This is a genomic window from Ralstonia sp. A12 (genome assembly GCF_000801955.1).
GTDB lineage: Bacteria > Pseudomonadota > Gammaproteobacteria > Burkholderiales > Burkholderiaceae > Ralstonia.
The window spans coordinates 113,231-133,665 of the sequence record NZ_JSZO01000014.1; the positions used below are offsets into that span (position 1 = coordinate 113,231).

Consider the following 20,435-nt stretch of genomic DNA (forward strand, 5'->3'; position numbering starts at 1 on the left):
GCCGGCCATACGCTCGCGCGGGCTTTTTCTTTTTGCTCGACCTTTTGCCTGATCGACTCGAATTTTGAACATGCACACGCGCATGCGAATTTCCGTTCTGGGTGCCGGCGCCTGGGGTACTGCCCTGGCCAGCCATGCCGCGCAATCGCACGATGTCGTGCTGTGGGGGCGTGACGCCAGCCTTGTCACGCGGATGGCCGCCACGCACATCAACGAGGCCTACCTGCCGGGCATCGCGCTGCAGGCATCGCTGCGTTTCGATGCTGACCTGCAAACCGCACTCGATCACGCTGCCGGCGACGACGCATTGGCTGTGATTGCCTCACCCGTTGCAGGCCTGGCGGATTTGACCCGCGCGGTTGCCGCGCATGGGGCGGTGCGCAACGTGATCTGGCTGTGCAAGGGGTTCGACCCGCAGACCAGCGCATTGCCACACGCCATCGTGGCCGAGGTGCTGGCGCAGACCGGTCGCACGGATCTGGTGACGGGCGTGCTATCCGGCCCGAGCTTTGCCAAGGAAGTCGCGCAGGGTTTGCCGTGCGCGATGACGGTTGCATCTTCCAGTGCCGCACTGGGCAAGCTGACGCAGCGCGGCTTCCACCATCACGCGATGCGTGTGTATGCGAGCGATGACCTCGTCGGCGTGGAGGTGGGTGGTGCGGTCAAGAACGTGCTGGCCATTGCGACCGGCACGGCGGATGGCCTGGGTTTGGGTCTGAACGCGCGCGCTGCGCTGGTGACGCGCGGCTTGGCGGAGATGACGCGCTTGGGCATCGCACTGGGTGGCCGTCCGGAAACCTTCATGGGCCTGACCGGCATGGGCGATCTGCTGCTGACCGCCACGGGCGATCTCTCACGCAACCGCACCGTTGGCATGCAGCTCGCACAGGGCCGCACGCTGGACGACATCCTGCACAGTCTTGGCCACGTTGCGGAGGGTGTGCGTTGCGCGCGCGCGGTGGCGGCGCTGGCGCGCGCAAAGGGCGTCGATATGCCCATCACCTTTACGGTGTGCGAAGTCCTGTTCGAAGGTCTCGCGCCCGCACGCGCGGTGGATCGTCTGTTGCAGCGCGACGCCAAATCGGAATCGGCGCGCTAAATCGATATTGAGGCGCAGCGCCTTCCTCAGGCGCCGCCTTCGAATCCGTTCTGCCGCCAGGCTTCGAACACCACCACCGCTACGGTGTTCGACAGATTCAGGCTGCGGTTGTCCGGCCGCATCGGCAGGCGAATGCGTTGCGAGGTGGGAAACCACTCGCGGCGCTCCTCCGACAATCCACGCGTTTCTGATCCGAAGACGAACCAGTCACCCGGCTGGAAGGCCATGCTGGCAAACGGTGTGGAACCACGCGTGGTGAGCGCGAACATGCGCGTCGGATCGGGCTGCGCATCGCGCAGGAAGGCCTCCCAATCTGCGTGCACGCGCATCGTCGCGTACTCGTGATAGTCGAGGCCGGCGCGGCGCATGCGGGCATCTTCGAGCGGAAAACCCAGCGGCTCGATCAGATGCAGCTGTGCGCCCGTGTTGGCGCACAGGCGGATCACATTGCCCGTGTTGGGCGGGATTTCGGGCTCGACGAGGACGACGTTGAACATGATGGCGGTAGGCAAATTTCGGCGGCGAGCTTATCTACATTGCGGAGGGTTGTCACTCCGCCACAGTGCCACATCCGGGGCGCGACACAATGTCGCATAAGCATGTAACTAGGGCGTGCGCAAGGCAACCACATTGGTGACACGCGCGGCGCCTGCGCGTTTGAGTTGGGTGGCGATCTCGCCGAGGGTGGCGCCGGTGGTCATCACGTCGTCGATGACACCGACGTGACGCCCCGCAATGCTGCCCGGGTCCGTTACTTCGAAGGCGCCGTGCAGGTTGGCCAGGCGCTCTGCGCGGTCGAGCGAGGCTTGGGCGGGATTGTCGCGCACACGGCGCAGCCCATCGGCCGTGGCGCGAATGGCGAGCTGCCTGCCCAGCCGCCGGGTGATCTCCCACGCTTGGTTGTAGCCGCGCGAGCGCAGGCGGGCGGCAGACAGCGGCACGGGCAACAGGAGGTCCGGCAAGTCGCCCGACGCTGCGGTCAGCGTGTCCCTCAAACGGTCGGCCAACCATGCAGCGAGCGGCAACTGCGCTCGAAATTTCAATCCGGTGACAAGGTGATCGAGCGGCCAACCGTAGTCGGCAATGACGACGGTGGCGTCAAAGTCCGGCGCGCCGGCCAGGCAGGCAGGGCAATGTCGAGCGACGTGCCGGGTTTCTAGCGCGATGGCGCATTGGACGCAGCGCCGCCGATGCAGCAGCGGCGCCAGATCGCCCATGCAGCCGGCGCAGACCAATTCACGCTGGACCGCGCCGCACAGCGCGCAGGCGCACGGCAACAACTGCCGCAGGCCGGCATGAAACCATTGGCGCAACAGGGTTGGGGACATCGCAGCCAAAAGCCGCCATCCCAGCCGATTTGCGGCCGATATGCCATCAGACGGCGCCTGAAACATCCCGCCGGTATACTTGGCGACCGCAGTTTCTGCCTGGTTTTGCCGATGTCCGATCCCGTTCTCGCCCATCCTGCCGCCTTACGGCGCGCTTTCGATCGCCGTGCCGCACGTTTTGCCGACGTGGACTTCCTGCTGCGCGAGGTCGGGGCCCGGATGCAGGACCGGTTGTCGTACATCAAGCTGGCGCCGTCGCGCGCGCTGGACCTCGGTTGCGGCCTGGGGCAAGGCCTGGCGGTGCTGCGCGCGCAGTATCCGGATGCGCAGATCTGCGGCGTCGACTGGTCGTCCGCGATGCTGGCGCGGGCGACGCAGCTTGACCCGCAACGCACGGACACCGGCTGGCTCGGCCGTCTGCTGAAGAAGCGCCCCGTGTTCGATTTCGCCCAGGCGGACTTCCGCGCCTTGCCGTTTGCCAATGGCTCGTTCGACCTGCTGTGGTCAAACCTGGCGCTGCACTGGGATCCATCCCCGCACGCGATCTTTCCGGAGTGGCACCGCATCACCACGGAAGGCGGTCTGCTGATGTTCAGCCTGTTTGGCCCGGACACTCTGCGCGAGCTGCGCAGCGCCTTGGCCGGCATCGACCCGGGCGTGCACACGCTGCGCTTTGTCGACATGCATGACATTGGCGACATGCTGGTGCACAGCCGCTGGTCTACGCCCGTGATGGACATGGAGCAGCTCACCATCACTTACGAGACACCGCAGGCGTTACTGGCCGACGTGCACCTGCTGGGCGGCATGGCTGGCCTGATGGATGAAAGCGGCCGCAGCCTGGCCGGGGCCGGCTTGCATACGCCGCGCTGGCGCCAGCGGCTGTTTGATGCGCTTGATGCCCAGCGCAATCCCGAGGGCCTGATTCCGCTCACGTTCGAGGTCGTCTACGGCCATGCCTGGAAACTGGCGCCCACGCGGCGGCAAGCGCTGGATGATGAGGGGCGGGCGATGATCCCGGTCGACCAGATCGGTCGCAAACCGCGCGCCTGAGGCGGTTCTTGATGCGGGGACGGCAATGATAGCTGCTTGTCAAGCCGGGACTTGCATAAAGGCGCTTTACCTTGTTTGGGGTCAATTGGGACCATATACTGTGCCGGTTTGTCGCAGCAGTCCCCCCTAAGGCCTATCCCGTTTTTTGCCACGGGCGAACCGATCGGGTATGCATCCGAGGCAGGAGTGGTTCAATGCACGACATTGCGAATGTTGGCGTTGATACTGCGCTCCAGCCAGCACGCGGCGCCTCCAGCATTCCGGAATCGCCGCAGAAGAACTGGCTCATGAAGCGAAACTGTTCGCTTTCACCTCGCCAGGTCGGCTGGTTCTACCTCTCGATTGTCATCCTCTCGTTCGCGATCGCTTCGTTCTTTGCGTGGCAAGGTGCGTGGTTGGTGTTGCCTTTCTCGGGGCTGGAGGTCGCGATTCTCGGATGGGCGTTGCTGTACTATGCCCGCCACGCTTCAGATTACGAGCACGTCTGGCTGGAAGACGGCGCGCTGGTGATCGAGCAGGTGAGCGCCAGCCAGCGGTTGCGCCATGTGCTCAATCCGCAGTGGGTGCGCGTCGAATTCGGCGAGCCGCAGAATGAGTCCCTCCGGGAGCTGGTTGCGCTGCATTCCGGTGGACGTGTCGTGCAGGTCGGTCGATTTCTCGATCCGGCCGGGCGGCGCAGGCTTGCGAACGAGCTTTCCCGGTGTTTGGGACAAGGGCAACCAACCCAGGTCTCATGAGCCGCGCACCGGGGCAGAGTGGAATCTGTAAATTGGGTAGATAAAAAATGAAAATGTTGAATAAGACATTGGCAAGTTTGCTGGCGGCAGGCTCACTCCTCGCCTTCGGTCAAACGGCTCTGGCAGTGGAAGACATGCCAGGCGGCCCCGCAGTGATGCAGCTCAATCTCGCGCCCCCGGTCACCAAGATCGCCGCCGAGATTCATTGGCTGCACTACATGATGCTGATCATCTGTATCGTGATCTTCATCGGTGTGTTCGGGGTGATGTTCTACTCCATTTTCAAGCACCGCAAATCGCTGGGCCACAAGCCGGCGACGTTCCACGAAAGCACCACCGTCGAAATCATCTGGACCATCGTGCCGTTCCTGATCGTGATCGGGATGGCGCTGCCGGCCACCAAGGCCGTGGTCGCGATGAAGGACACCACCAATTCCGACCTCACCATCAAGGCCACCGGCTATCAGTGGAAGTGGGGTTACGACTACCTGAAGGGTGAGGGCGAGGGCATTTCGTTCCTCTCCACGCTCACCACCCCGCGCGAGCAGATCAACAACGAGGCGCCCAAGAGCACCACGTACCTGATCGAAGTCGATAACGAGGTGGTTGTGCCGGTCAACCGCAAGGTGCGCATCGTCACCACCGCCAACGACGTGATCCACTCGTGGATGATCCCGGCGTTTGGCGTGAAGCAGGATGCGATTCCGGGCTTCGTGCGCGACACGTGGTTCAAGGCCGAGAAGGTCGGCGTGTACCGCGGCCAGTGCGCTGAGCTGTGCGGCAAGGAACACGCCTTCATGCCGATCGTCGTGCGCGTCGTGTCCGACGCCGACTACACCAAGTGGGTCGACGGCAAGAAGAAGGAAATGGCCGCCAAGGCGGATGACCCGAACAAGACCTACACGCTGGATGAGCTGAAGACGCGCGGCGAGAAGGTCTACACCGCCAACTGCGCGGTCTGCCACCAGCCGAACGGTAAGGGCGGCGGTCCGTTCCCCGCACTGGACGGCTCGAAGATCGCCAACGGCCCGCTGGCCGGCCACGTGGACATCGTGCTGCACGGCAAGGCGGCAATGCCGCCCTGGGCCTCGGCGCTCAACGATGTGGAAATCGCTTCCGTCATCACGTATGAGCGAAACAACTGGGGCAACCATACCGGTGACCTGCTGCAACCGTCCCAAGTGAAGGACGCACGCGGCGGCAAGATGCCTGAAGGCGGCGGTGCCAAGACTGCCGCTGCTGAGCCCGCCGGCAAGGTGGCCACCCAACAAGTGAATGCGGCGCAAGACCGCAGCGCTAGCTGATTGATCGTCTGCGTGACGAAACGAATCCAAGGAGTTTTGCGATGAGCACCGCTGTTACGCACCCGCAAGATCACGCGCACGGTCATGGAGACGACCACGCGCACGATCATCCGCACGGCTGGCGCCGTTGGCTGTTCGCGACCAACCACAAGGACATCGGTACGCTGTACCTGTTGTTCTCGTTCGCGATGCTGCTCTCGGGCGGCACGCTGGCACTGCTGATTCGCCTTGAGCTGTTCCAGCCGGGCCTGCAGTTCTTCCATCCGGAGCTGTTCAACCAGTTCACCACGATGCACGGCCTGATCATGGTGTTCGGCGCGATCATGCCGGCCTTCGTGGGCTTTGCGAACTGGATGATCCCGCTGCAGGTGGGCGCATCCGACATGGCCTTCGCGCGGATGAACAACTTCAGTTTCTGGCTGCTGCCGCCCGCAGCCATCCTGCTGGTGGGCTCGTTCTTCGCACCGGGTGGTGCCACGGCTGCCGGCTGGACGCTCTACGCGCCGCTGTCGGTGCAGATGGGGCCGGGCATGGACATGGCGATCTTCGCGGTGCACATCATGGGTGCCTCGTCGATCATGGGCTCGATCAACATCATCGTGACCATCCTCAACATGCGTGCCCCCGGGATGACGCTGATGAAGATGCCGATGTTCTGCTGGACGTGGCTGATCACGGCGTACCTGCTGATCGCCGTGATGCCGGTGCTGGCAGGCGCGATCACCATGGTGCTGACCGACCGCCACTTCGGCACGAGCTTCTTCTCGGCTGCCGGCGGCGGTGACCCGGTGATGTACCAGCACATCTTCTGGTTCTTCGGGCACCCCGAGGTGTACATCATGATCTTGCCGGCGTTCGGCATCATCAGCCAGATCGTGCCGGCCTTCGCACGCAAGCCGCTGTTTGGCTACAGCTCGATGGTGTACGCCACTGCCTCGATCGCCATCCTGTCGTTCATCGTGTGGGCGCACCACATGTTCACGACCGGCATGCCTGTCACCGGCCAGCTGTTCTTCATGTACGCGACGATGCTGATCGCGGTGCCGACTGGCGTGAAGGTGTTCAACTGGGTGGCCACGATGTGGCGCGGCTCGATGACGTTCGAGACGCCCATGCTGTTCGCCCTGGGCTTTATCTTCGTGTTCTCGATCGGCGGTCTCACGGGGCTGATCCTGGCTGTGGCCCCGATCGACATCCAGCTGCAGGATACGTACTACGTGGTGGCGCACTTCCACTATGTGCTGGTGGCCGGTTCGCTGTTCGCGTTGTTCGCAGGCTTCTACTACTGGGGTCCGAAGTGGTCGGGCTACATGTACAACGAGACGCGCGGCAAGATCCACTTCTGGGGTTCGATGATCACCTTCAACCTCACGTTCTTCCCGATGCACTTCCTGGGCTTGGCCGGCATGCCGCGTCGCTATGCGGACTACCCGCAGCAGTTCGCCGACTTCAACGCCGTGGCGTCGATCGGTGCGCTGGGCTTCGGTCTGATGCAGGTGTACTTCTTCTTCTTCGTGGTGCTGCCGTCGTACCGCGGTGGTGAGAAGGCCGCCGACAAGCCGTGGGAGGGCGCGGAAGGCCTGGAGTGGACTGTGCCGTCGCCGGCGCCGTTCCACACCTTTGAAGAACCGCCGCACGTGAAGTAATTCAGGTGTCGCGAGGTCGGCCGGTGCCGGCCTCGCGCTCCGCCAAACAACGATGTCGAATCCAGAAAAAAGCCCAACGCCCGAGCAACGCGCGAACAACCGCCGCCTGGGGTTCATTCTTGCCACCATCGCGTTGGTTTTCTTTCTGGGTGTGATTTTCAAGCGCGTGGTGTTCGGCGGTTAGCGCCGGACATGCGATCCGTCCATCGCTGAATAGAAACCTCGCGAAATCTCGCAAGACCGCATATGAGCCCGACCCCGGCCCAAGACCATCAAGACGATAAGGCCATCGAACGCGGCCTGAACCGCACCATGCTTGGCAAACTGGCCATCGTGGTCGTGATCATGTTTGGTTTCGGCTACGCGATGGTGCCGCTGTACAAGAAGATCTGCGAGCTCACCAACATCAACGTGCTGAACACGCGTGATGAGGATGGCGGCGCGCTGCGCAACTCGCAGGTCGACAAGACGCGCACGATCACGGTGGAGTTCGATTCGAACAGCCAAGGGCCGTTCCGCTTCCGCCCGATCAAGAACAGCATGGAAGTCCACCCGGGCGAGATCAACCAGATCGTCTACGAGGTGGTGAACAAGGAAGCGCGTACGGTGGAGGCGCAGGCCATTCCGAGTTACGCGCCCAAGCAGGCAACCGAGTTCTTCAAGAAGATCGAGTGCTTCTGCTTCAAGCAGCAGAAGCTGACGGCCAACGAGTCGCGCGAAATGCCTGTGGTGTTTGTGATCGATCCGGAGCTTCCGAAAGACGTGAAAACGATCACCTTGTCCTACACTTTCTTTGAAATCCACGCACCGTCAGCCATTGCGCCGGCGATGCCGAACAAAGGAACGTGAGGACATGGACGACCTGAAGGAAGCGACCAAGCGACGTGCATCATTTGCACAGACGATGAAGGCAGTGTTCTGGTCCTTCTTCGGGGTGCGCAAGGGGCGCGATCATGACCGTGACATGGCACAGCTCAATCCTGTGCACGTGATCATCGCGGGGCTGCTGGCAACGGCGCTGTTCATTTTTGTGCTGCTGATGATTGTGCGTGCAGTCGTCAGCTGAAGGTTGAGGAGACGGTCTGCGCAGCATGGACCGGGCAACATCGAGTGGATTCTTAAAAAAATAGAGCTGGAGAAAAAGAGATGAGTGCGAATCGAGCGAACGCTCCGTACTACTTCGTGCCCGGGCCGTCGCGGCATCCGATTTCGGCAAGTATCGGTCTGCTGATCGTGCTGCTGAGTTCCGCAGCGTGGGTCAACGCGCAACCGTGGGCACCGTGGACTTTCCTGATCGGCCTGCTGTGGTTCCTGTTCGTGTTGCGTTCGTGGTTTGCCGATGCCATCTCCGAGTCCGAGGGCGGCAAGTATGGCGATCGCGTGGACGCCTCGTTCCGTTGGTCGATGAGCTGGTTCATCTTCTCGGAAGTGATGTTCTTCGCGGCGTTCTTCGGCGCGCTGTTCTACGCCCGTGAGATCGCCATGCCGTGGCTGGGCGATCTGAACAACAAGCTGCTGTGGCCCGACTTCAACGCACTGTGGCCGAACGCTGGCCCGGCCGGCACGGTGGCACCGTTCACGACGATGGGCCCGTGGCCGATCCCGACCATCAACACGGCGCTGCTGCTGACCTCGGGCGTGACGCTCACCTGGGCCCACCACGCACTGCGTGAGGGCAAGCGTGCCCAGGTCATTCAAGGCCTGCTGCTGACGATTCTCCTGGGCTTCACGTTCATGGGCTTCCAGGCGTTCGAGTACATTCACGCCTATCACGAACTGAACCTGAAGCTTACGTCCGGCATCTACGGCTCGACGTTCTTCCTGCTGACGGGCTTCCACGGTTTCCACGTGACGATGGGCGCGATCATGCTGTCGGTGGTGCTGGGTCGCGTGATCAAGGGTCACTTCACGCCGGAGCATCACTTCGCATTCGAAGGCGCCGCGTGGTACTGGCACTTCGTGGACGTGGTCTGGCTGGGCCTGTACGTGGTGGTGTACTGGCTGTAAGGCCAAATGGATGGGGGCGACGCGTTTGTCGCCCCGCGCCTAAGCCGACAAATGCCGCAGACGGGATACCGCTGCGGCGTTTTCGTTTTTCTGGTGCGGGTGACTCTGGTGATTACTGGCCGAAGCGGATGCCGGTGCTGTGAATCCAGCCCAACCGGTTTGCGACCAGGATGAAGATGAACAGCGCGATCGAGAAGCCGACGCGGAACATCAGTGAGCGGACGGTACGGTTGCTGTTTCCCTTGTCGCGCATCAGGAAGAACAGCGCAGAGGCAAGGCTGCCGAGGATCAGCAGGAACGCGATGGCAACAACGATGCGCATGGAAGGTTGAGAGCTTGAAAATGATTGCCGTGCATTATCTCACCGGGTGGACGCGATGACTGCGCGGGTGCCACTGCGCCAGTGGTTTGCGCCGGTGCCGATGCTGGCGGGCGTGTTGCTGATTGCACTGATGTGTTCGCTGGGCCGCTGGCAGTTGTCGCGTGCGCATGAGCGCATCGACAAGCAGGCGCGCATCGAGGCACTACAGAATGCGCCGGCCCAACGCATCACTGCGCAGCCGGTGGCGGCGGATGCGGTGCTGTACCGGCCGGTGCTGCTGCGAGGCACGTTTGATGTGGCCCATACGGTGCTGCTCGAAAATCGTCCGCATACGACCAATGGCGTGTCACGGCCAGGCTTCGAAGTACTGATCCCATTTGTACTGGAAGGGGCAGGTGGGCGCGCCGTATTGGTTAACCGGGGCTGGCTGCCACGTGATCCAGCAGACCGTACGCACATCGCGCCGTACACCACGCCAGGGGGTGAAGTGCAGGTCGAAGGGATTGCTGTGCCACATGCCAGCCGTGTCTACAGCCTGGGGGCAAAAGACGGGGTAGGTGAAGTCGGCCAGCGACTTAGGCAGAATATCGACCTCGACGCTTTTTCGCGCGAAATCGGCGTGCCGCTACAACCCTTCGTGGTGGAGCAGCAATCCGACGCGCAGGACGGTCTGGCGCGCGATTGGCCGCGTGCAGACTTGGGTGCCGACCGCAATTACGGCTACGCGTTCCAGTGGTTCGCGATGGCGGCGGCGGTGCTGACCTTGATGGTTGTCTACAGCGTGCGACGCTATCGTCGCTTGGCGGGCTCTTCCGAGTCCGTCTGAACACGAACACGCATTGCGGCTTAGTGCCGCAGTTGAATGTATTAGGAATCACATGGTGAACCAGGAATCTGCTCCGGGCACGCCGGGCACACTTGCCGCGCCTGCCGATCCGCGCATCGACGCACGCACGCGCCGCGGCCGCTGGATGATGCTGCTCCTGCTGCTGGTGTGTGCCTCGCCGGTGATCGCGTCGTACCTCGCGTACTACGTTTTCACGCCGGCAGGCGGCAAGGCAGCGTACGGCTCGCTGGTGGAGCCGCAGCGCCCCATCCCCACCGGCCTGATGGTGCAGGACGAGCACGGCGCCGAGGTGCCGCTCGCCAGCCTCAAGGGCAAGTGGCTGATGGTCTCGGTGGACAACAGCGCCTGTGACGACAACTGCGCGCGCAAGCTCTTCACCATGCGCCAGTTGCGCATCGGTCAGGGGCCGGACCGTGATCGCATTGTCCCCGTGTGGTTGGTCACGGATCGCGGCGCGATTGACCAGCGCCTGATGAAGGCCTACAACGACGACTACGCCGCCGCACGTTTCCTGCGCGCGCCGGAGCTGCCCAAGGACTGGCTGACCGACGGCAAGACGCTGGCCACCGATCACATCTTCCTGATCGACCCGCTCGGCAATCTGATGATGCAGTTCCCGAAGGACCCGGACCCGAAGAAGGTGCGCGGCGATCTCACGCGGCTGCTCAAGTATTCGCGCATCGGATAAGCCATGCTGCTGCAACTTGCTTCCATCGGCATCCTGATTGCGCTGATCCCGCTGTGCTACGTGCTGGTCAAGGGGGATCGCAACAAGTACCGCAAGCTGGTGTGGATCACGGCGTTCCTGACGCTGGATCTCATCATGTTCGGCAGCTTCACGCGCCTGACCGATTCCGGCCTGGGCTGCCCGGATTGGCCCGGCTGCTACGGCACCTCCAACCCGTTCCACGCGGCTGACGACATCCACGCCGCGCAAGCCGCCATGCCCAGCGGCCCGGTCACGTGGATGAAGGCGTGGATCGAGATGACACACCGCTATTTCGCCATGGCGGTGGGCGTGCTGATCATCACGCTCGTGGTGGTGGCGTGGGTCAAGCGCCGCGAGCTGAAGCAGTCCCCGTGGTACGCGACGGCGGTGCTGGCGTTGGTGTGCGTGCAGGGCGCGTTCGGCGCATGGACGGTCACGCTCAAGCTGCAGCCGGCGATTGTGGTCACGCACCTGCTGCTCGGCATGTCGCTGCTGGCATCGCTGATCTGGCTCGGCAGCAAGAACGATGCGCCCCGTGTGGTGGAAGAGCGTGGCGCGTCGTTGCGCGTGCCGGCCGCGATCGGCCTGGCACTGCTCGTCGTGCAGATTGCGCTGGGCGGCTGGGTCAGCACCAACTATGCGGTGCTTGCCTGTACCGACTTCCCACTGTGCAACGGCCAGTGGGTGCCAGCGATGGACTTCGCGCACGGCTTCACGTTCTGGCGCCAGCTCGGCAAGACCGCGGGCGGTGATTTCATCTCGCACGACGCGCTGGTTGCCATCCACTGGACGCACCGCGTGTTTGCGGTGCTGGTGCTGAGCTACCTGGCATGGCTGGGTGTGCGTGCGCGGCGCGTGACCGGCATCGGCCGTGTGGCGACGGTGCTGCTTGTTGTGCTGGCCGTGCAGCTTGCGACCGGCCTGTCGAACATCGTGCTCGGCTGGCCGCTGCTGGCTGCCGTGGCGCACAACGGCGGCGCGGCGGTGCTGTTGTTGCTGATGGTGCGTCTGCATTACCTGATCGGCCTCGCACATGCGCGCGCGCCGATGCCTGCGGCGGTGGCCGCCGTCTGACCGAATTTATGAATACTGTGGCAACCCCAACAACTTCCACTCAACTTCCTGGCTGGCGACACACCGCATCGCAGTATGCGGCGCTGACCAAGCCGCGCGTGACGCAACTCGCCGTGTTCTGCGCCGTGATCGGCATGTTCCTGGCCACGCCGGGCATGGTGCCGTGGCCGGTGCTGATCGGCGGTGCGATCGGCATCTGGCTGTTTGCTGGCGCGGCCTTTGCCATCAACTGCCTGGTCGAGCGCAAGATCGACGCAATGATGCGCCGCACGGCCTGGCGCCCCTCGGCCAGCGGCGAGCTGGGTACGCGGCAGATCCTGCTGTTCTCACTGGTGCTGGGCGGCGCGGGCATGTGGACGCTGCATGTGTTCGCCAACGACCTGACGATGTGGCTGACCTTCGCCACCTTCATCGGCTACGCCATCATCTACACGCTGTTGCTCAAGCCGGCCACGCCGCAGAACATCGTGATCGGCGGTCTGTCGGGCGCGATGCCGCCGGCGCTGGGCTGGGCGGCGGTCGCCAATAGCGTGCCGGCCGAAGCGTGGATCCTGGTGCTGATCATCTTCACCTGGACGCCGCCGCACTTCTGGGCCCTCGCGCTGTACCGCCGTGCCGACTACGCTAAGTCCGGCCTACCGATGCTGCCGATCACACACGGCGAGAAGTACACGCTGCTGCACATCCTGCTCTACACGCTCATCATGATTGCCGCGACCATCCTGCCGTTCGTGTACGGCATGAGCGGCTACATCTATTTGGCGACGGCACTGGTGCTGGGCGGCGGTTTCTTCGCCTATGCATGGCGCATGTACCGCAACTACTCCGATGCGCTGGCGCAGAAGACTTTCCGCTACTCGATCATCTATCTGTCGATCCTGTTTGCGGCACTGCTGGTGGATCACTACTTCAAGTTCGGCCCGTCGCTGACCGCGAGCGCGGCGCTGTGACGCACGGGGCTGCGGGCAAGCGTGTGCAGTTGGCGCTACGCTAGCAGCCTCTCCCCAAGACGACGACCATGCTCTCTTTCCACAACTTCCGTGCTGTTCTGTTTGCTGCGCTGGCGGCTACCGTGCTGGCACTGTCTGCCTGCAGCGACAAGCCTGCCTTCACGAACCTCGACATCACCGGTGCCAAGAGCTTCGGCAAGGATTTCTCGCTGACCGACCACACCGGCAAGCGCCGCACGCTGGAAGACTTTCGCGGCAAGGTCGTCGTGATGTTCTTCGGTTACACGCATTGCCCAGATGTCTGCCCGACCACGCTGGCTGAGCTGCGCGCCGTGATGGACACCCTCGGCAAGGATGCGGACCGCGTGCAGGTGCTGTTCGTGACCGTCGACCCCCAGCGCGATACGCAGGACTTGCTGGCCAAGTACGTGCCGGCATTCGACCCACGCTTCATCGGCCTGCGCCCGGCGGATGAGACGGAGCTGAAGAAGGTCGCCTCCGACTTCAAGGTGTTCTACAGCAAGGTGCCGGGCAGCTCGCCCGACAACTACACGATGGATCACACCGCCGGCAGCTACATGTTCGACCCGAAGGGCAACCTGCGGCTGTTCATCAAGCACGGCCAGGGCCCGGAGCCGATCGCGCACGACATCAAGCAGCTGCTGGCCGAATGACCTGACGGCCAGCACCCAAAGAAAAAGCCCGCCAATTTGGCGGGCTTTCTTATTGCGAGGAGCGCAGCTTAGGCGAAGGCCTGCAGCGCTCCCTTCATCTTCTTCATCGCGGCCGATTCGATCTGGCGGATGCGCTCGGCCGATACGCCAAACTCGTCAGCCAGTTCGTGCAGCGTGGCGCCGCCCGATCCGTCGTCGTTCACGTTCAGCCAGCGGGCCTCGATGATGCGGCGGCTGCGGTCGTCCAGCTTGGCGAGAGCGGTTTCAATGCCTTCGCTTTGCATGCGGTCTTGGCCGCGCGACTCGATCACGCGGGTCGGCTCGTTGTGCGTATCGGCCAGGTAGGCGATCGGGGCGAAGGATTCTTCACCGTCGTCCATCTGGCCTTCGAGCGCGATGTCGCCGCCCGAGAGGCGCGTTTCCATCTCGCGCACCTCGGTGCCCTTGACGTTGAGCTCTGCCGCCACGGCGTCGATCTCGTCGGACGTGAAGGTCGCCTGCGCATCCTGCTTGTGGCTGCGCAGGTTGAAGAACAGCTTGCGCTGGGCCTTGGTGGTGGCCACCTTGACCATGCGCCAGTTCTTCAGGATGTACTCGTGCATCTCGGCCTTGATCCAGTGCATCGCGTACGAGACGAGACGCACACCCTGATCCGGGTCGAAGCGCTTGACGGCCTTCATCAGGCCGATGTTGCCTTCCTGGATCAGGTCGGCATGCGGCAAGCCGTAGCCGAGGTACTGGCGGGCGATCGACACCACCAGGCGCAGGTGCGAGAGCACCAGACGGCGCGCCGAGTCGAGATTGTCGTCGTCGCGGTACTCGCGGGCCAGACGTTGTTCTTCTTCAGCCGACAGCATCGGCACGCGGTTGACGCTCTGGATATAGGCGTCAATGTTGCCGAGGTTGCCGGGGAACGCCAGCGCCCATCCATTACCGGCGTTGCCGGACGGCTGGGTGGCGATTGCGGAAACGGTGTTCACGGGAATGACTGCGTTCACTCAGGACTCCTGTCGAAATCCAGTGGAAGTTTGGAAAGGCATCTTAGCACTCCAACCGGAAGAGTGCTAATAGGACATTTTGTGCCGGTTGATAGTTTCCGTAAATCAGATGATAGATATCAATAGTGTGATGATTGCGCCGCAGCAAAAGTAGCCGCGCACCAGTCATAGACCACCATTGGCGCCGTCAGTTCTCACTTATGCCGCCGTGTTACGCCCGCGTGACTTGGCCCAGTAAAGTGCTCGGTCCGCTTCACGCAAAGCCACGTCGGGGTCACTGATATCGGGCGCCGGGCAGGCCACCCCGATGCTGGCCGTCACATGCAGCGACACATCGCCGCGCAGGAGGATCGGCGGGCGGATCGCGCTCACCACTTTGTGTGCTGTGTGCAGCGCATCATCTGGGGCATCAAGTGGGTCCAACAGGATGACGAACTCGTCACCTGCGAGGCGGGCGACGGTGTCCGTGCGGCGCACAGCTTGCTGCAGGCGGCGGGCGACTTCCACTAGCACTGCGTCACCGGCGGCATGGCCGTAGGTGTCGTTGATGTGCTTGAAGTGATCCACGTCCAGGTACAGCACGCCCATGGGGGCGGGCTGGCGCTGGCGGCGCTCCAGCGCGGTGCGCAGGCGCTCGTAAAGCTCGTAGCGGTTGGCCAGGCCGGTGAGCGCGTCGAAGCGCGCCATGCGCGAGAGCTCCATCTCGCTGCGCTTGGCCTCGGTCACGTCTTGCACGAAGGCGTAGAAGCCGCAGCGTTCGGCACCGACATCCGGGTCGGTGGCATCCGGCACAAGCTGGCCACGCAGATAGCGCGTGCGGTGGCGCGGGCCGCTAGCGTGCGGTTTCTCGTACCACGGCGCGTTGATCTCGAAGTCGACCGTCTCCCCCCGCACCGCGCGGTTCAGGTAAGGCGCCAGCAGGGCATAGGTGCCCGGCGTAAAGATCGCCTGCGCCGGCTGGCCGCAGACCTCCTCGGGCGTGCGTTGTAGCCAGCGTGCGTGGGTGACGTTGCAGAAGGTGAAGATGCCGTCGGCATTGATGTGCGAGACCAGCAGCGGGGCGTTGTCGAGCACCAGCGTGAGCGCCCGTTCGCTGCGGGCGAGGGCAATTTCGGCGGTGGTGCGCTCGGTCAGGTCCTGCAGTACGGAGAAGTAGCCGCGCAGTGTGCCGCGGTCGTCGTAGTCGGGGTAGTAGTGGCCGCTCAGGTAGCGCGGCTTGCCCGTGCGCAGCGAGGTGACGTCGAACTGCACCGGATACCCGGCCAGCACCTCGGTCATGTAGGGCAGCAGCGTGCGGTAGTCCTCGGGCGTGTAGATCTCGCTGACGTGGCGGTCGACCATTTCGTCCTGCGTGCGGCCAAACGCTTCGAGCAGCGTGCGGCTGGCAAAGCGGACGATGCCGTCGGGGTCGACATAGCTGAGCTGCGCGGGCACGTTGTCGGCCACCAGGCGCAGTTGCTCGCGGCTCGCGCGCAGGGCGTCACGCCGGCGCTCAAGGCTTTCGTTGGCGATGCGCAGGGCGCGCTCGGACGCCGCCAGCCGGTTGGCAAACGGCCGCACCGTCAGCCGGATAGCCACCACGCTGCCAATGATCCCGCACAGCATGAGCGCGGCCAGCCGCTCGAACTGCGCGCGCATGGGCGTGTACAGCTCGGCGCTGGAGATCTTGCTGATCAGCGCCAGACCCGTGTGGCCGATGGGCGTGTAGCTGAGCGAGGTCGGCACGCCGTGGATGTCGCGCCATTGGCCGTAGCCCGACTGGCCCGCCAGCGCCAAGCGCGAGGGCAGCCGCCGCTGCTCGACCGTCTGCGCCGGCAACTCGAAGATATAGGCATCAAAGCGCTGCGGAAACGACATCGCCCGGCCAGCCGCATCGAACCCTGACATGGCTAGCGTTTCCGTCGCGCCGGCGTCGGGCAGGTTGGTGTAGCGGGCCGTCATGTGGGCCAGTGGCTGCTCGGCGACCAGCCAGCCGATCTGCATGCCGTCCGCCATGACCGGTGTTTCGGTGCGCATAGCAAAGCCGTGGTTCCACTGCAGCACGACGCGCTCGGGCGCCAGACCGGCGTGCAGCGCAATCGCCAGTTCCGGATGCAACACCTCCGTGCCGAGGCTGATGACGCCCTCGCCGGCCAGCGTGCGCAGTTGCAGGTACGAGTAGCCCTGCTCGCGATAGGCCTGCAGGGCGCTCTCGCCGTGCAGGCGGGCGGCGTTGTCGGCGGGATGGCGCAGTGCTTCCTGGATACGCGTGGCGGCGGCCACCAGTCGCGGGTTTTCCGCGCGCATGGCCAGCACCTGGTCGAACTCTTCGGCGTAGCTCGACAGCGCGCGCGTTCGCGTGTTGCCGAACGCCACGCTGGCGCTGTCGACCTGGATGATGAAGGCGGTGACAGTGGCGCCCAGGCCCGCCAGCACCACGCAGCCGCCGCTGATCCAGACGATGGTGTCTTCCGGTGACAGGCAGATGTGGAACAGGCGCGGATGCCGGGCCAGTGCGGCACACAGCACGCCCACCACCACCAGCAGGGTGCAGCCGGCAGCCACGTCGGAGGCGCGCCAGTGCAGCCAGATGGGGTACAGATACTCCAGTGCCATGGCGCGGCCGAGCAGGTCGCCAGCACTGAGCACCACTGACACGCCCACCAGCGCGACCAGCCACCGCGTGCGATGCCGTTGCTGTGCCATCGGGACGAGACACAGTGCGCCCGCGCCCGTGGCCAGCGCCAGTGCGTGGCTCGGGTGCATGCCGCCGATCCACCCTGTCAGCCAGTTGCGCACCAACCAAGTGTGCACCTCCGGAAAGTCCAGCGCGACGGGCCAGCCGGTCGCCACTTCCACTAGGCGCAATATGCACAGCACGGCTACCGCGCTGCCGGCCAAGCGCGCGGCCCGGTCCGCCCATCGCACATCGGGCCATCGCGTGCCGATCAGCAGTGCGATCAGGCCCACGCCTAGCAATACCAGGTTCAGCCCCGTGGCAAACACCACCACAAGCTGGTCGCTGCCCAGCTTCACGCCCCGCGGCCAATGCAGCAGCCAGCTGACCATGACGGTCAGCCCGACGAGCGTGAGAAGAACGCCGATGCCGCCGGTAATGGCGACAAGCGGGCGGCGAGAAATCATGCAGGATCTTTGCGTGGGGCCCGAAATGAGGCAAGTTCGGGGGCAGATCCGGACGAACCTGCCCCAACCGGGAGATCGGCGCAAATGCGCGCCGCTTGAGCGTTTGCGTAGGCAAAGTGGCCCACCCCCGACGACATGGGGGAACCGTTTGCGATAAATGCGATGTGTACCGCACCTCACGTGACGTCACGTAACTTCGCTACACTCCCCCGAGTATCGTCACACCAGCCGTCGAACCGCACTCAGGAGCCGTCATGACCATCGTCGTCAGCAAAGACACCGAAGGCCTGTTCCGTCACAAAGTCACTTTCCCTGAAGGCGTCACGTTCTATACCGACGTCCCCAAGCCCACCGGCGAGGGCAGCGCGCCCGATCCGCACGCCTACTTCGATGCCGCGCTGGCGAGCTGCAAGGCGCTGACCGTCACGCTCTATGCCCGGCAGCGCAAATATCCGCTGGACTCCATCGACGTGGCCGTCGAGCACGACGGCAGCCAGGAACGCCAGGGCCGCTACAAGCTGCGCACCGTGCTCACGCTGCATGGCAATCTGACCGACGAGCAGCGCGCCGATCTGCTGCGCGTGGCCGGCAAGTGCCCGGTCCACAAGCTGATGACCGAGGTCGAGATCAGCATCGAAACCGAACTCGCCGCACGTGCCTGAGCCGAGGAGAAGATCACCATGACTTCTATCCAGCACATCATCGGCCCGCACGTGCGCGACCTCGGCGGCTTTTCGGTCAAGCGTGTGTTGCCCTCGGCCGCGCGCCAGACGGTCGGCCCGTTCATCTTCTTCGACCACATGGGGCCAGTGGACTTCCCACCCGGCGAGGGCATCGACGTGCGCCCGCACCCGCATATCGGGCTGGCTACCGTCACCTACCTGTTCGACGGCAGCATGGTCCACCGCGACAGCCTCGGCAGCGTGCAGACCATTGTCCCTGGCGACGTGAACTGGATGACGGCCGGCAACGGCATCGCCCATTCCGAGCGCTCGACACCCGAGGCTCGCGAGAAGGGTGCCCGCCTGCACGGTATCCAGACCTGGGTGGCGCTGCCCAAGGATCAGGAAAAGGTCGAGGCCAGCTTTGCCCACCACGCCGCTGACACGCTGCCCAAGCTCGACTGCCCCGGCGTGCAGGGCGTGGTCATCGCGGGGGATGCGTTTGGGCTGACGTCGCCGGTGAAGGTGAACTCGCGCACGCTGTACGTGGCGCTGGAACTGGCGGCTGGCGCGTCGCTGGTGATTCCGCCCGAGCATGAAGACCGCGGCGTGTATCTCGTCGACGGCGCCGTCACCATCGATGGTGAGGCGCTCGACCCGCAGCACCTGGCGGTGCTCGAACCGGGCGGGGACGTGACGCTTACCGCGCAGGTGTCGTCACGCGTGATGCTGCTGGGCGGCGAGCCGACCGACGGCCGCCGCCACATCTACTGGAACTTCGTTGCCAGCGACCAGGCGGATATCGACGACGCCAAGCAGCGCTGGCAGGACGACCAGTTTGCCCATGTGCCCGGCGAGACGGAGCGCATTCCGCTGCCGTCCAAATAAGCCCAACTGATCAAGCAGGCCGCGCGCAACGTACGATGGCGCGCACCTGCTTGGCAATCGGCTCCGGCACGGGCTGTTTGCCGTCCAGCACGGCTTCAATCCATCGTGCTGTCGCCGCAGCATCTGTGCCGGCGGGCAGTTCGGGCGGCGTATCGCTCGATCCTTCCACCGCTTCGATCACCGTTTCGTGTGCGCCATCGCGCAGCCATTCCACTGCGCTGCCGCGCCGCGCATCGGCCACCGCCTCGCCTTCGGTGCCGCGTGCCAGCAGCACGTTGGCCGGATGGCGCAGGAAGTAATCGGTGAGCGTGTCGCGGTATTCGGGGTGCGTATAGCTGACCAGACGCAGTGCTTCATGTGGGGCGTGGTTGCCGATCGGCTGCAGCATCTTCACCACCGTGTGCGCGGAGTTGCGCAGGCCGACGATCTCGCGCTTGTCCAGCAGCGCCGTCAACTCGGGCGAGAGCACGTCGATGGGCACATAGGCGAGCCGATCGTTCTCCAGCTGCTCGCGGGCCTCATCCATGTTTTCGCAGAGCGGCCAACCGAGTGCGTCAAACAACGCAGCGGTGGTGATGCGGCCGTCGAAGCGGCGGATGCCGTGTACCAGCACGGGTACGCCTTCGCGCGCCAGCAGCTTCGCCAGCAGCGGCACCAGGTTTGGCTGGCGGCGGGCGCCGTTGTAGCTGGGGATCACCACGGGCAGTGCGTGCTCAGGGGTGTCCGGTGCGGGCAGTGGCCGGCAGTGCGCGTGGGTGGCCTCCAGCATACCGTCCAGCTCTTCCGGGGTTTCGCCCTTGATGCGGTAGGCCATGAGGATAGCGCCCAACTGCACGTCGGCCACGCGGCCTTCCAGCATGGCGGTGAAGAGGGCGCGGGCGTCGTGCTTGACCAGCGCGCGGGCGCCGTCTGCGCCGCGGCCGATTTCCTTGATGAAGCGGGCGGCGGGGAAGGGGCCGTTGGCGATGGCGTCTTCAGCGGCGCTGTCGGGGAGGATGGGGGGAGCAGGCATGG

22 protein-coding genes are annotated in these 20,435 nt (G+C 64.2%); 16 read left to right on the forward strand and 6 right to left on the reverse strand.

Annotation, left to right across the window (positions count from 1 at the left end; genetic code table 11):
* The first annotated feature begins 82 nt into the window (after nt 1-82).
* A complete protein-coding gene (locus PI87_RS17500) occupies nt 83-1,099 on the forward strand; it encodes an NAD(P)H-dependent glycerol-3-phosphate dehydrogenase (protein WP_039599186.1) in 1,017 nt (338 codons plus the stop codon).
* A 26-nt stretch (nt 1,100-1,125) separates the two neighbouring features.
* Here the strand turns inward: PI87_RS17500 and trmL are convergent, their stop codons facing one another.
* Complete coding sequence (gene trmL / locus PI87_RS17505) at nt 1,126-1,596, reverse strand: tRNA (uridine(34)/cytosine(34)/5-carboxymethylaminomethyluridine(34)-2'-O)-methyltransferase TrmL (protein ID WP_039598995.1); 471 nt, start codon at nt 1,594-1,596, stop codon at nt 1,126-1,128.
* A 108-nt stretch (nt 1,597-1,704) separates the two neighbouring features.
* Nucleotides 1,705-2,427, reverse strand: a complete 723-nt coding sequence (locus PI87_RS17510; protein ID WP_039599187.1) for a ComF family protein — start codon at nt 2,425-2,427, stop codon at nt 1,705-1,707.
* A gap of 111 nt (nt 2,428-2,538) precedes the next feature.
* Between PI87_RS17510 and PI87_RS17515 the strand changes: the two genes are divergently transcribed.
* The 8 genes from PI87_RS17515 (at nt 2,539) to PI87_RS17545 (ending at nt 9,174) form a co-directional block, all read left to right on the forward strand.
* On the forward strand, nt 2,539-3,480 hold the full coding sequence (locus tag PI87_RS17515; RefSeq protein ID WP_039598996.1) for a methyltransferase domain-containing protein: 942 nt from the start codon (nt 2,539-2,541) through the stop codon (nt 3,478-3,480).
* 194 nt (nt 3,481-3,674) lie between these two features.
* Nucleotides 3,675-4,217, forward strand: a complete 543-nt coding sequence (locus PI87_RS17520) for a DUF2244 domain-containing protein (RefSeq protein ID WP_039598997.1) — start codon at nt 3,675-3,677, stop codon at nt 4,215-4,217.
* 47 nt (nt 4,218-4,264) lie between these two features.
* Complete coding sequence (coxB, locus tag PI87_RS17525; protein WP_039598998.1) at nt 4,265-5,521, forward strand: cytochrome c oxidase subunit II; 1,257 nt, start codon at nt 4,265-4,267, stop codon at nt 5,519-5,521.
* A 41-nt stretch (nt 5,522-5,562) separates the two neighbouring features.
* The gene (gene ctaD, locus PI87_RS17530) at nt 5,563-7,167 is read left to right on the forward strand and encodes a cytochrome c oxidase subunit I (RefSeq protein WP_039598999.1); all 1,605 of its coding nucleotides are present in this window, start codon (nt 5,563-5,565) and stop codon (nt 7,165-7,167) included.
* A 52-nt stretch (nt 7,168-7,219) separates the two neighbouring features.
* The gene (locus PI87_RS29610; RefSeq protein WP_232314020.1) at nt 7,220-7,351 is read left to right on the forward strand and encodes a cytochrome oxidase small assembly protein; all 132 of its coding nucleotides are present in this window, start codon (nt 7,220-7,222) and stop codon (nt 7,349-7,351) included.
* 62 nt (nt 7,352-7,413) lie between these two features.
* Nucleotides 7,414-8,016: a cytochrome c oxidase assembly protein gene (locus PI87_RS17535; protein ID WP_039599000.1), complete on the forward strand. Its 603-nt coding sequence runs from the start codon at nt 7,414-7,416 to the stop codon at nt 8,014-8,016.
* Between the two features lie 4 nt (nt 8,017-8,020).
* Nucleotides 8,021-8,233: a DUF2970 domain-containing protein gene (locus tag PI87_RS17540; protein ID WP_039599001.1), complete on the forward strand. Its 213-nt coding sequence runs from the start codon at nt 8,021-8,023 to the stop codon at nt 8,231-8,233.
* An 80-nt stretch (nt 8,234-8,313) separates the two neighbouring features.
* Entirely contained in the window at nt 8,314-9,174 is an 861-nt protein-coding gene (locus tag PI87_RS17545; protein ID WP_039599002.1) for a cytochrome c oxidase subunit 3, read from the forward strand.
* A 112-nt stretch (nt 9,175-9,286) separates the two neighbouring features.
* On the opposite strand, the gene PI87_RS17550 is transcribed toward PI87_RS17545, so the two are convergent.
* Nucleotides 9,287-9,496: a twin transmembrane helix small protein gene (locus PI87_RS17550; RefSeq protein ID WP_039599003.1), complete on the reverse strand. Its 210-nt coding sequence runs from the start codon at nt 9,494-9,496 to the stop codon at nt 9,287-9,289.
* Nucleotides 9,497-9,551: 55 nt separating this feature from the next.
* Here PI87_RS17550 and PI87_RS17555 point away from each other — a divergent pair, with 55 nt between their 5' ends.
* The 5 genes from PI87_RS17555 to PI87_RS17575 all read left to right on the forward strand — a co-directional run bounded on the left by PI87_RS17555 (nt 9,552) and on the right by PI87_RS17575 (nt 13,750).
* Nucleotides 9,552-10,322 (forward strand): SURF1 family protein, encoded by a 771-nt coding sequence (locus tag PI87_RS17555; RefSeq protein WP_039599188.1) that lies wholly within the window; start codon nt 9,552-9,554, stop codon nt 10,320-10,322.
* Nucleotides 10,323-10,374: 52 nt separating this feature from the next.
* Nucleotides 10,375-11,031, forward strand: coding sequence for an SCO family protein (locus PI87_RS17560; protein ID WP_039599004.1), 657 nt, complete (start codon nt 10,375-10,377; stop codon nt 11,029-11,031).
* Between the two features lie 3 nt (nt 11,032-11,034).
* Nucleotides 11,035-12,126, forward strand: a complete 1,092-nt coding sequence (locus tag PI87_RS17565) for a COX15/CtaA family protein (protein WP_039599005.1) — start codon at nt 11,035-11,037, stop codon at nt 12,124-12,126.
* A gap of 8 nt (nt 12,127-12,134) precedes the next feature.
* Entirely contained in the window at nt 12,135-13,076 is a 942-nt protein-coding gene (cyoE, locus tag PI87_RS17570; protein WP_039599006.1) for a heme o synthase, read from the forward strand.
* A gap of 68 nt (nt 13,077-13,144) precedes the next feature.
* Nucleotides 13,145-13,750, forward strand: coding sequence for an SCO family protein (locus PI87_RS17575; protein ID WP_039599007.1), 606 nt, complete (start codon nt 13,145-13,147; stop codon nt 13,748-13,750).
* 68 nt (nt 13,751-13,818) lie between these two features.
* Here the strand turns inward: PI87_RS17575 and rpoH are convergent, their stop codons facing one another.
* Both rpoH and PI87_RS29855 read right to left on the reverse strand, forming a co-directional pair.
* Nucleotides 13,819-14,712 carry an RNA polymerase sigma factor RpoH gene (gene rpoH / locus PI87_RS17580; protein WP_442965498.1) on the reverse strand — a complete coding sequence of 298 codons (894 nt, stop codon included), beginning with the start codon at nt 14,710-14,712 and terminating at the stop codon, nt 13,819-13,821.
* Nucleotides 14,713-14,946: 234 nt separating this feature from the next.
* Complete coding sequence (locus tag PI87_RS29855) at nt 14,947-17,871, reverse strand: diguanylate cyclase domain-containing protein (RefSeq protein WP_039599009.1); 2,925 nt, start codon at nt 17,869-17,871, stop codon at nt 14,947-14,949.
* Nucleotides 17,872-18,125: 254 nt separating this feature from the next.
* On the opposite strand from PI87_RS29855, the gene PI87_RS17590 reads away from it, so the two are divergent.
* Both PI87_RS17590 and PI87_RS17595 read left to right on the forward strand, forming a co-directional pair.
* Entirely contained in the window at nt 18,126-18,533 is a 408-nt protein-coding gene (locus PI87_RS17590; RefSeq protein WP_039599010.1) for an OsmC family protein, read from the forward strand.
* Nucleotides 18,534-18,551: 18 nt separating this feature from the next.
* Nucleotides 18,552-19,421 carry a pirin family protein gene (locus tag PI87_RS17595; protein ID WP_039599011.1) on the forward strand — a complete coding sequence of 290 codons (870 nt, stop codon included), beginning with the start codon at nt 18,552-18,554 and terminating at the stop codon, nt 19,419-19,421.
* Nucleotides 19,422-19,431: 10 nt separating this feature from the next.
* Here PI87_RS17595 and ybiB read toward each other — a convergent pair whose 3' ends face one another.
* Nucleotides 19,432-20,433, reverse strand: a complete 1,002-nt coding sequence (ybiB, locus tag PI87_RS17600; RefSeq protein ID WP_039599012.1) for a DNA-binding protein YbiB — start codon at nt 20,431-20,433, stop codon at nt 19,432-19,434.
* Between the last annotated feature and the right edge of the window lie 2 nt (nt 20,434-20,435).

What these genes read in the sequence shown, in the direction of transcription:
- PI87_RS17500 (WP_039599186.1), top strand. Translation starts at nt 83, where the DNA reads ATGCGAATTTCCGTTCTGGGTGCCGGCGCCTGGGGTACTGCCCTGGCC.
- trmL (WP_039598995.1), bottom strand. Translation starts at nt 1,596, where the DNA reads ATGTTCAACGTCGTCCTCGTCGAGCCCGAAATCCCGCCCAACACGGGC.
- PI87_RS17510 (WP_039599187.1), bottom strand. Translation starts at nt 2,427, where the DNA reads ATGTCCCCAACCCTGTTGCGCCAATGGTTTCATGCCGGCCTGCGGCAG.
- PI87_RS17515 (WP_039598996.1), top strand. Translation starts at nt 2,539, where the DNA reads ATGTCCGATCCCGTTCTCGCCCATCCTGCCGCCTTACGGCGCGCTTTC.
- PI87_RS17520 (WP_039598997.1), top strand. Translation starts at nt 3,675, where the DNA reads ATGCACGACATTGCGAATGTTGGCGTTGATACTGCGCTCCAGCCAGCA.
- coxB (WP_039598998.1), top strand. Translation starts at nt 4,265, where the DNA reads ATGAAAATGTTGAATAAGACATTGGCAAGTTTGCTGGCGGCAGGCTCA.
- ctaD (WP_039598999.1), top strand. Translation starts at nt 5,563, where the DNA reads ATGAGCACCGCTGTTACGCACCCGCAAGATCACGCGCACGGTCATGGA.
- PI87_RS29610 (WP_232314020.1), top strand. Translation starts at nt 7,220, where the DNA reads ATGTCGAATCCAGAAAAAAGCCCAACGCCCGAGCAACGCGCGAACAAC.
- PI87_RS17535 (WP_039599000.1), top strand. Translation starts at nt 7,414, where the DNA reads ATGAGCCCGACCCCGGCCCAAGACCATCAAGACGATAAGGCCATCGAA.
- PI87_RS17540 (WP_039599001.1), top strand. Translation starts at nt 8,021, where the DNA reads ATGGACGACCTGAAGGAAGCGACCAAGCGACGTGCATCATTTGCACAG.
- PI87_RS17545 (WP_039599002.1), top strand. Translation starts at nt 8,314, where the DNA reads ATGAGTGCGAATCGAGCGAACGCTCCGTACTACTTCGTGCCCGGGCCG.
- PI87_RS17550 (WP_039599003.1), bottom strand. Translation starts at nt 9,496, where the DNA reads ATGCGCATCGTTGTTGCCATCGCGTTCCTGCTGATCCTCGGCAGCCTT.
- PI87_RS17555 (WP_039599188.1), top strand. Translation starts at nt 9,552, where the DNA reads ATGACTGCGCGGGTGCCACTGCGCCAGTGGTTTGCGCCGGTGCCGATG.
- PI87_RS17560 (WP_039599004.1), top strand. Translation starts at nt 10,375, where the DNA reads ATGGTGAACCAGGAATCTGCTCCGGGCACGCCGGGCACACTTGCCGCG.
- PI87_RS17565 (WP_039599005.1), top strand. Translation starts at nt 11,035, where the DNA reads ATGCTGCTGCAACTTGCTTCCATCGGCATCCTGATTGCGCTGATCCCG.
- cyoE (WP_039599006.1), top strand. Translation starts at nt 12,135, where the DNA reads ATGAATACTGTGGCAACCCCAACAACTTCCACTCAACTTCCTGGCTGG.
- PI87_RS17575 (WP_039599007.1), top strand. Translation starts at nt 13,145, where the DNA reads ATGCTCTCTTTCCACAACTTCCGTGCTGTTCTGTTTGCTGCGCTGGCG.
- PI87_RS29855 (WP_039599009.1), bottom strand. Translation starts at nt 17,871, where the DNA reads ATGATTTCTCGCCGCCCGCTTGTCGCCATTACCGGCGGCATCGGCGTT.
- PI87_RS17590 (WP_039599010.1), top strand. Translation starts at nt 18,126, where the DNA reads ATGACCATCGTCGTCAGCAAAGACACCGAAGGCCTGTTCCGTCACAAA.
- PI87_RS17595 (WP_039599011.1), top strand. Translation starts at nt 18,552, where the DNA reads ATGACTTCTATCCAGCACATCATCGGCCCGCACGTGCGCGACCTCGGC.
- ybiB (WP_039599012.1), bottom strand. Translation starts at nt 20,433, where the DNA reads ATGCCTGCTCCCCCCATCCTCCCCGACAGCGCCGCTGAAGACGCCATC.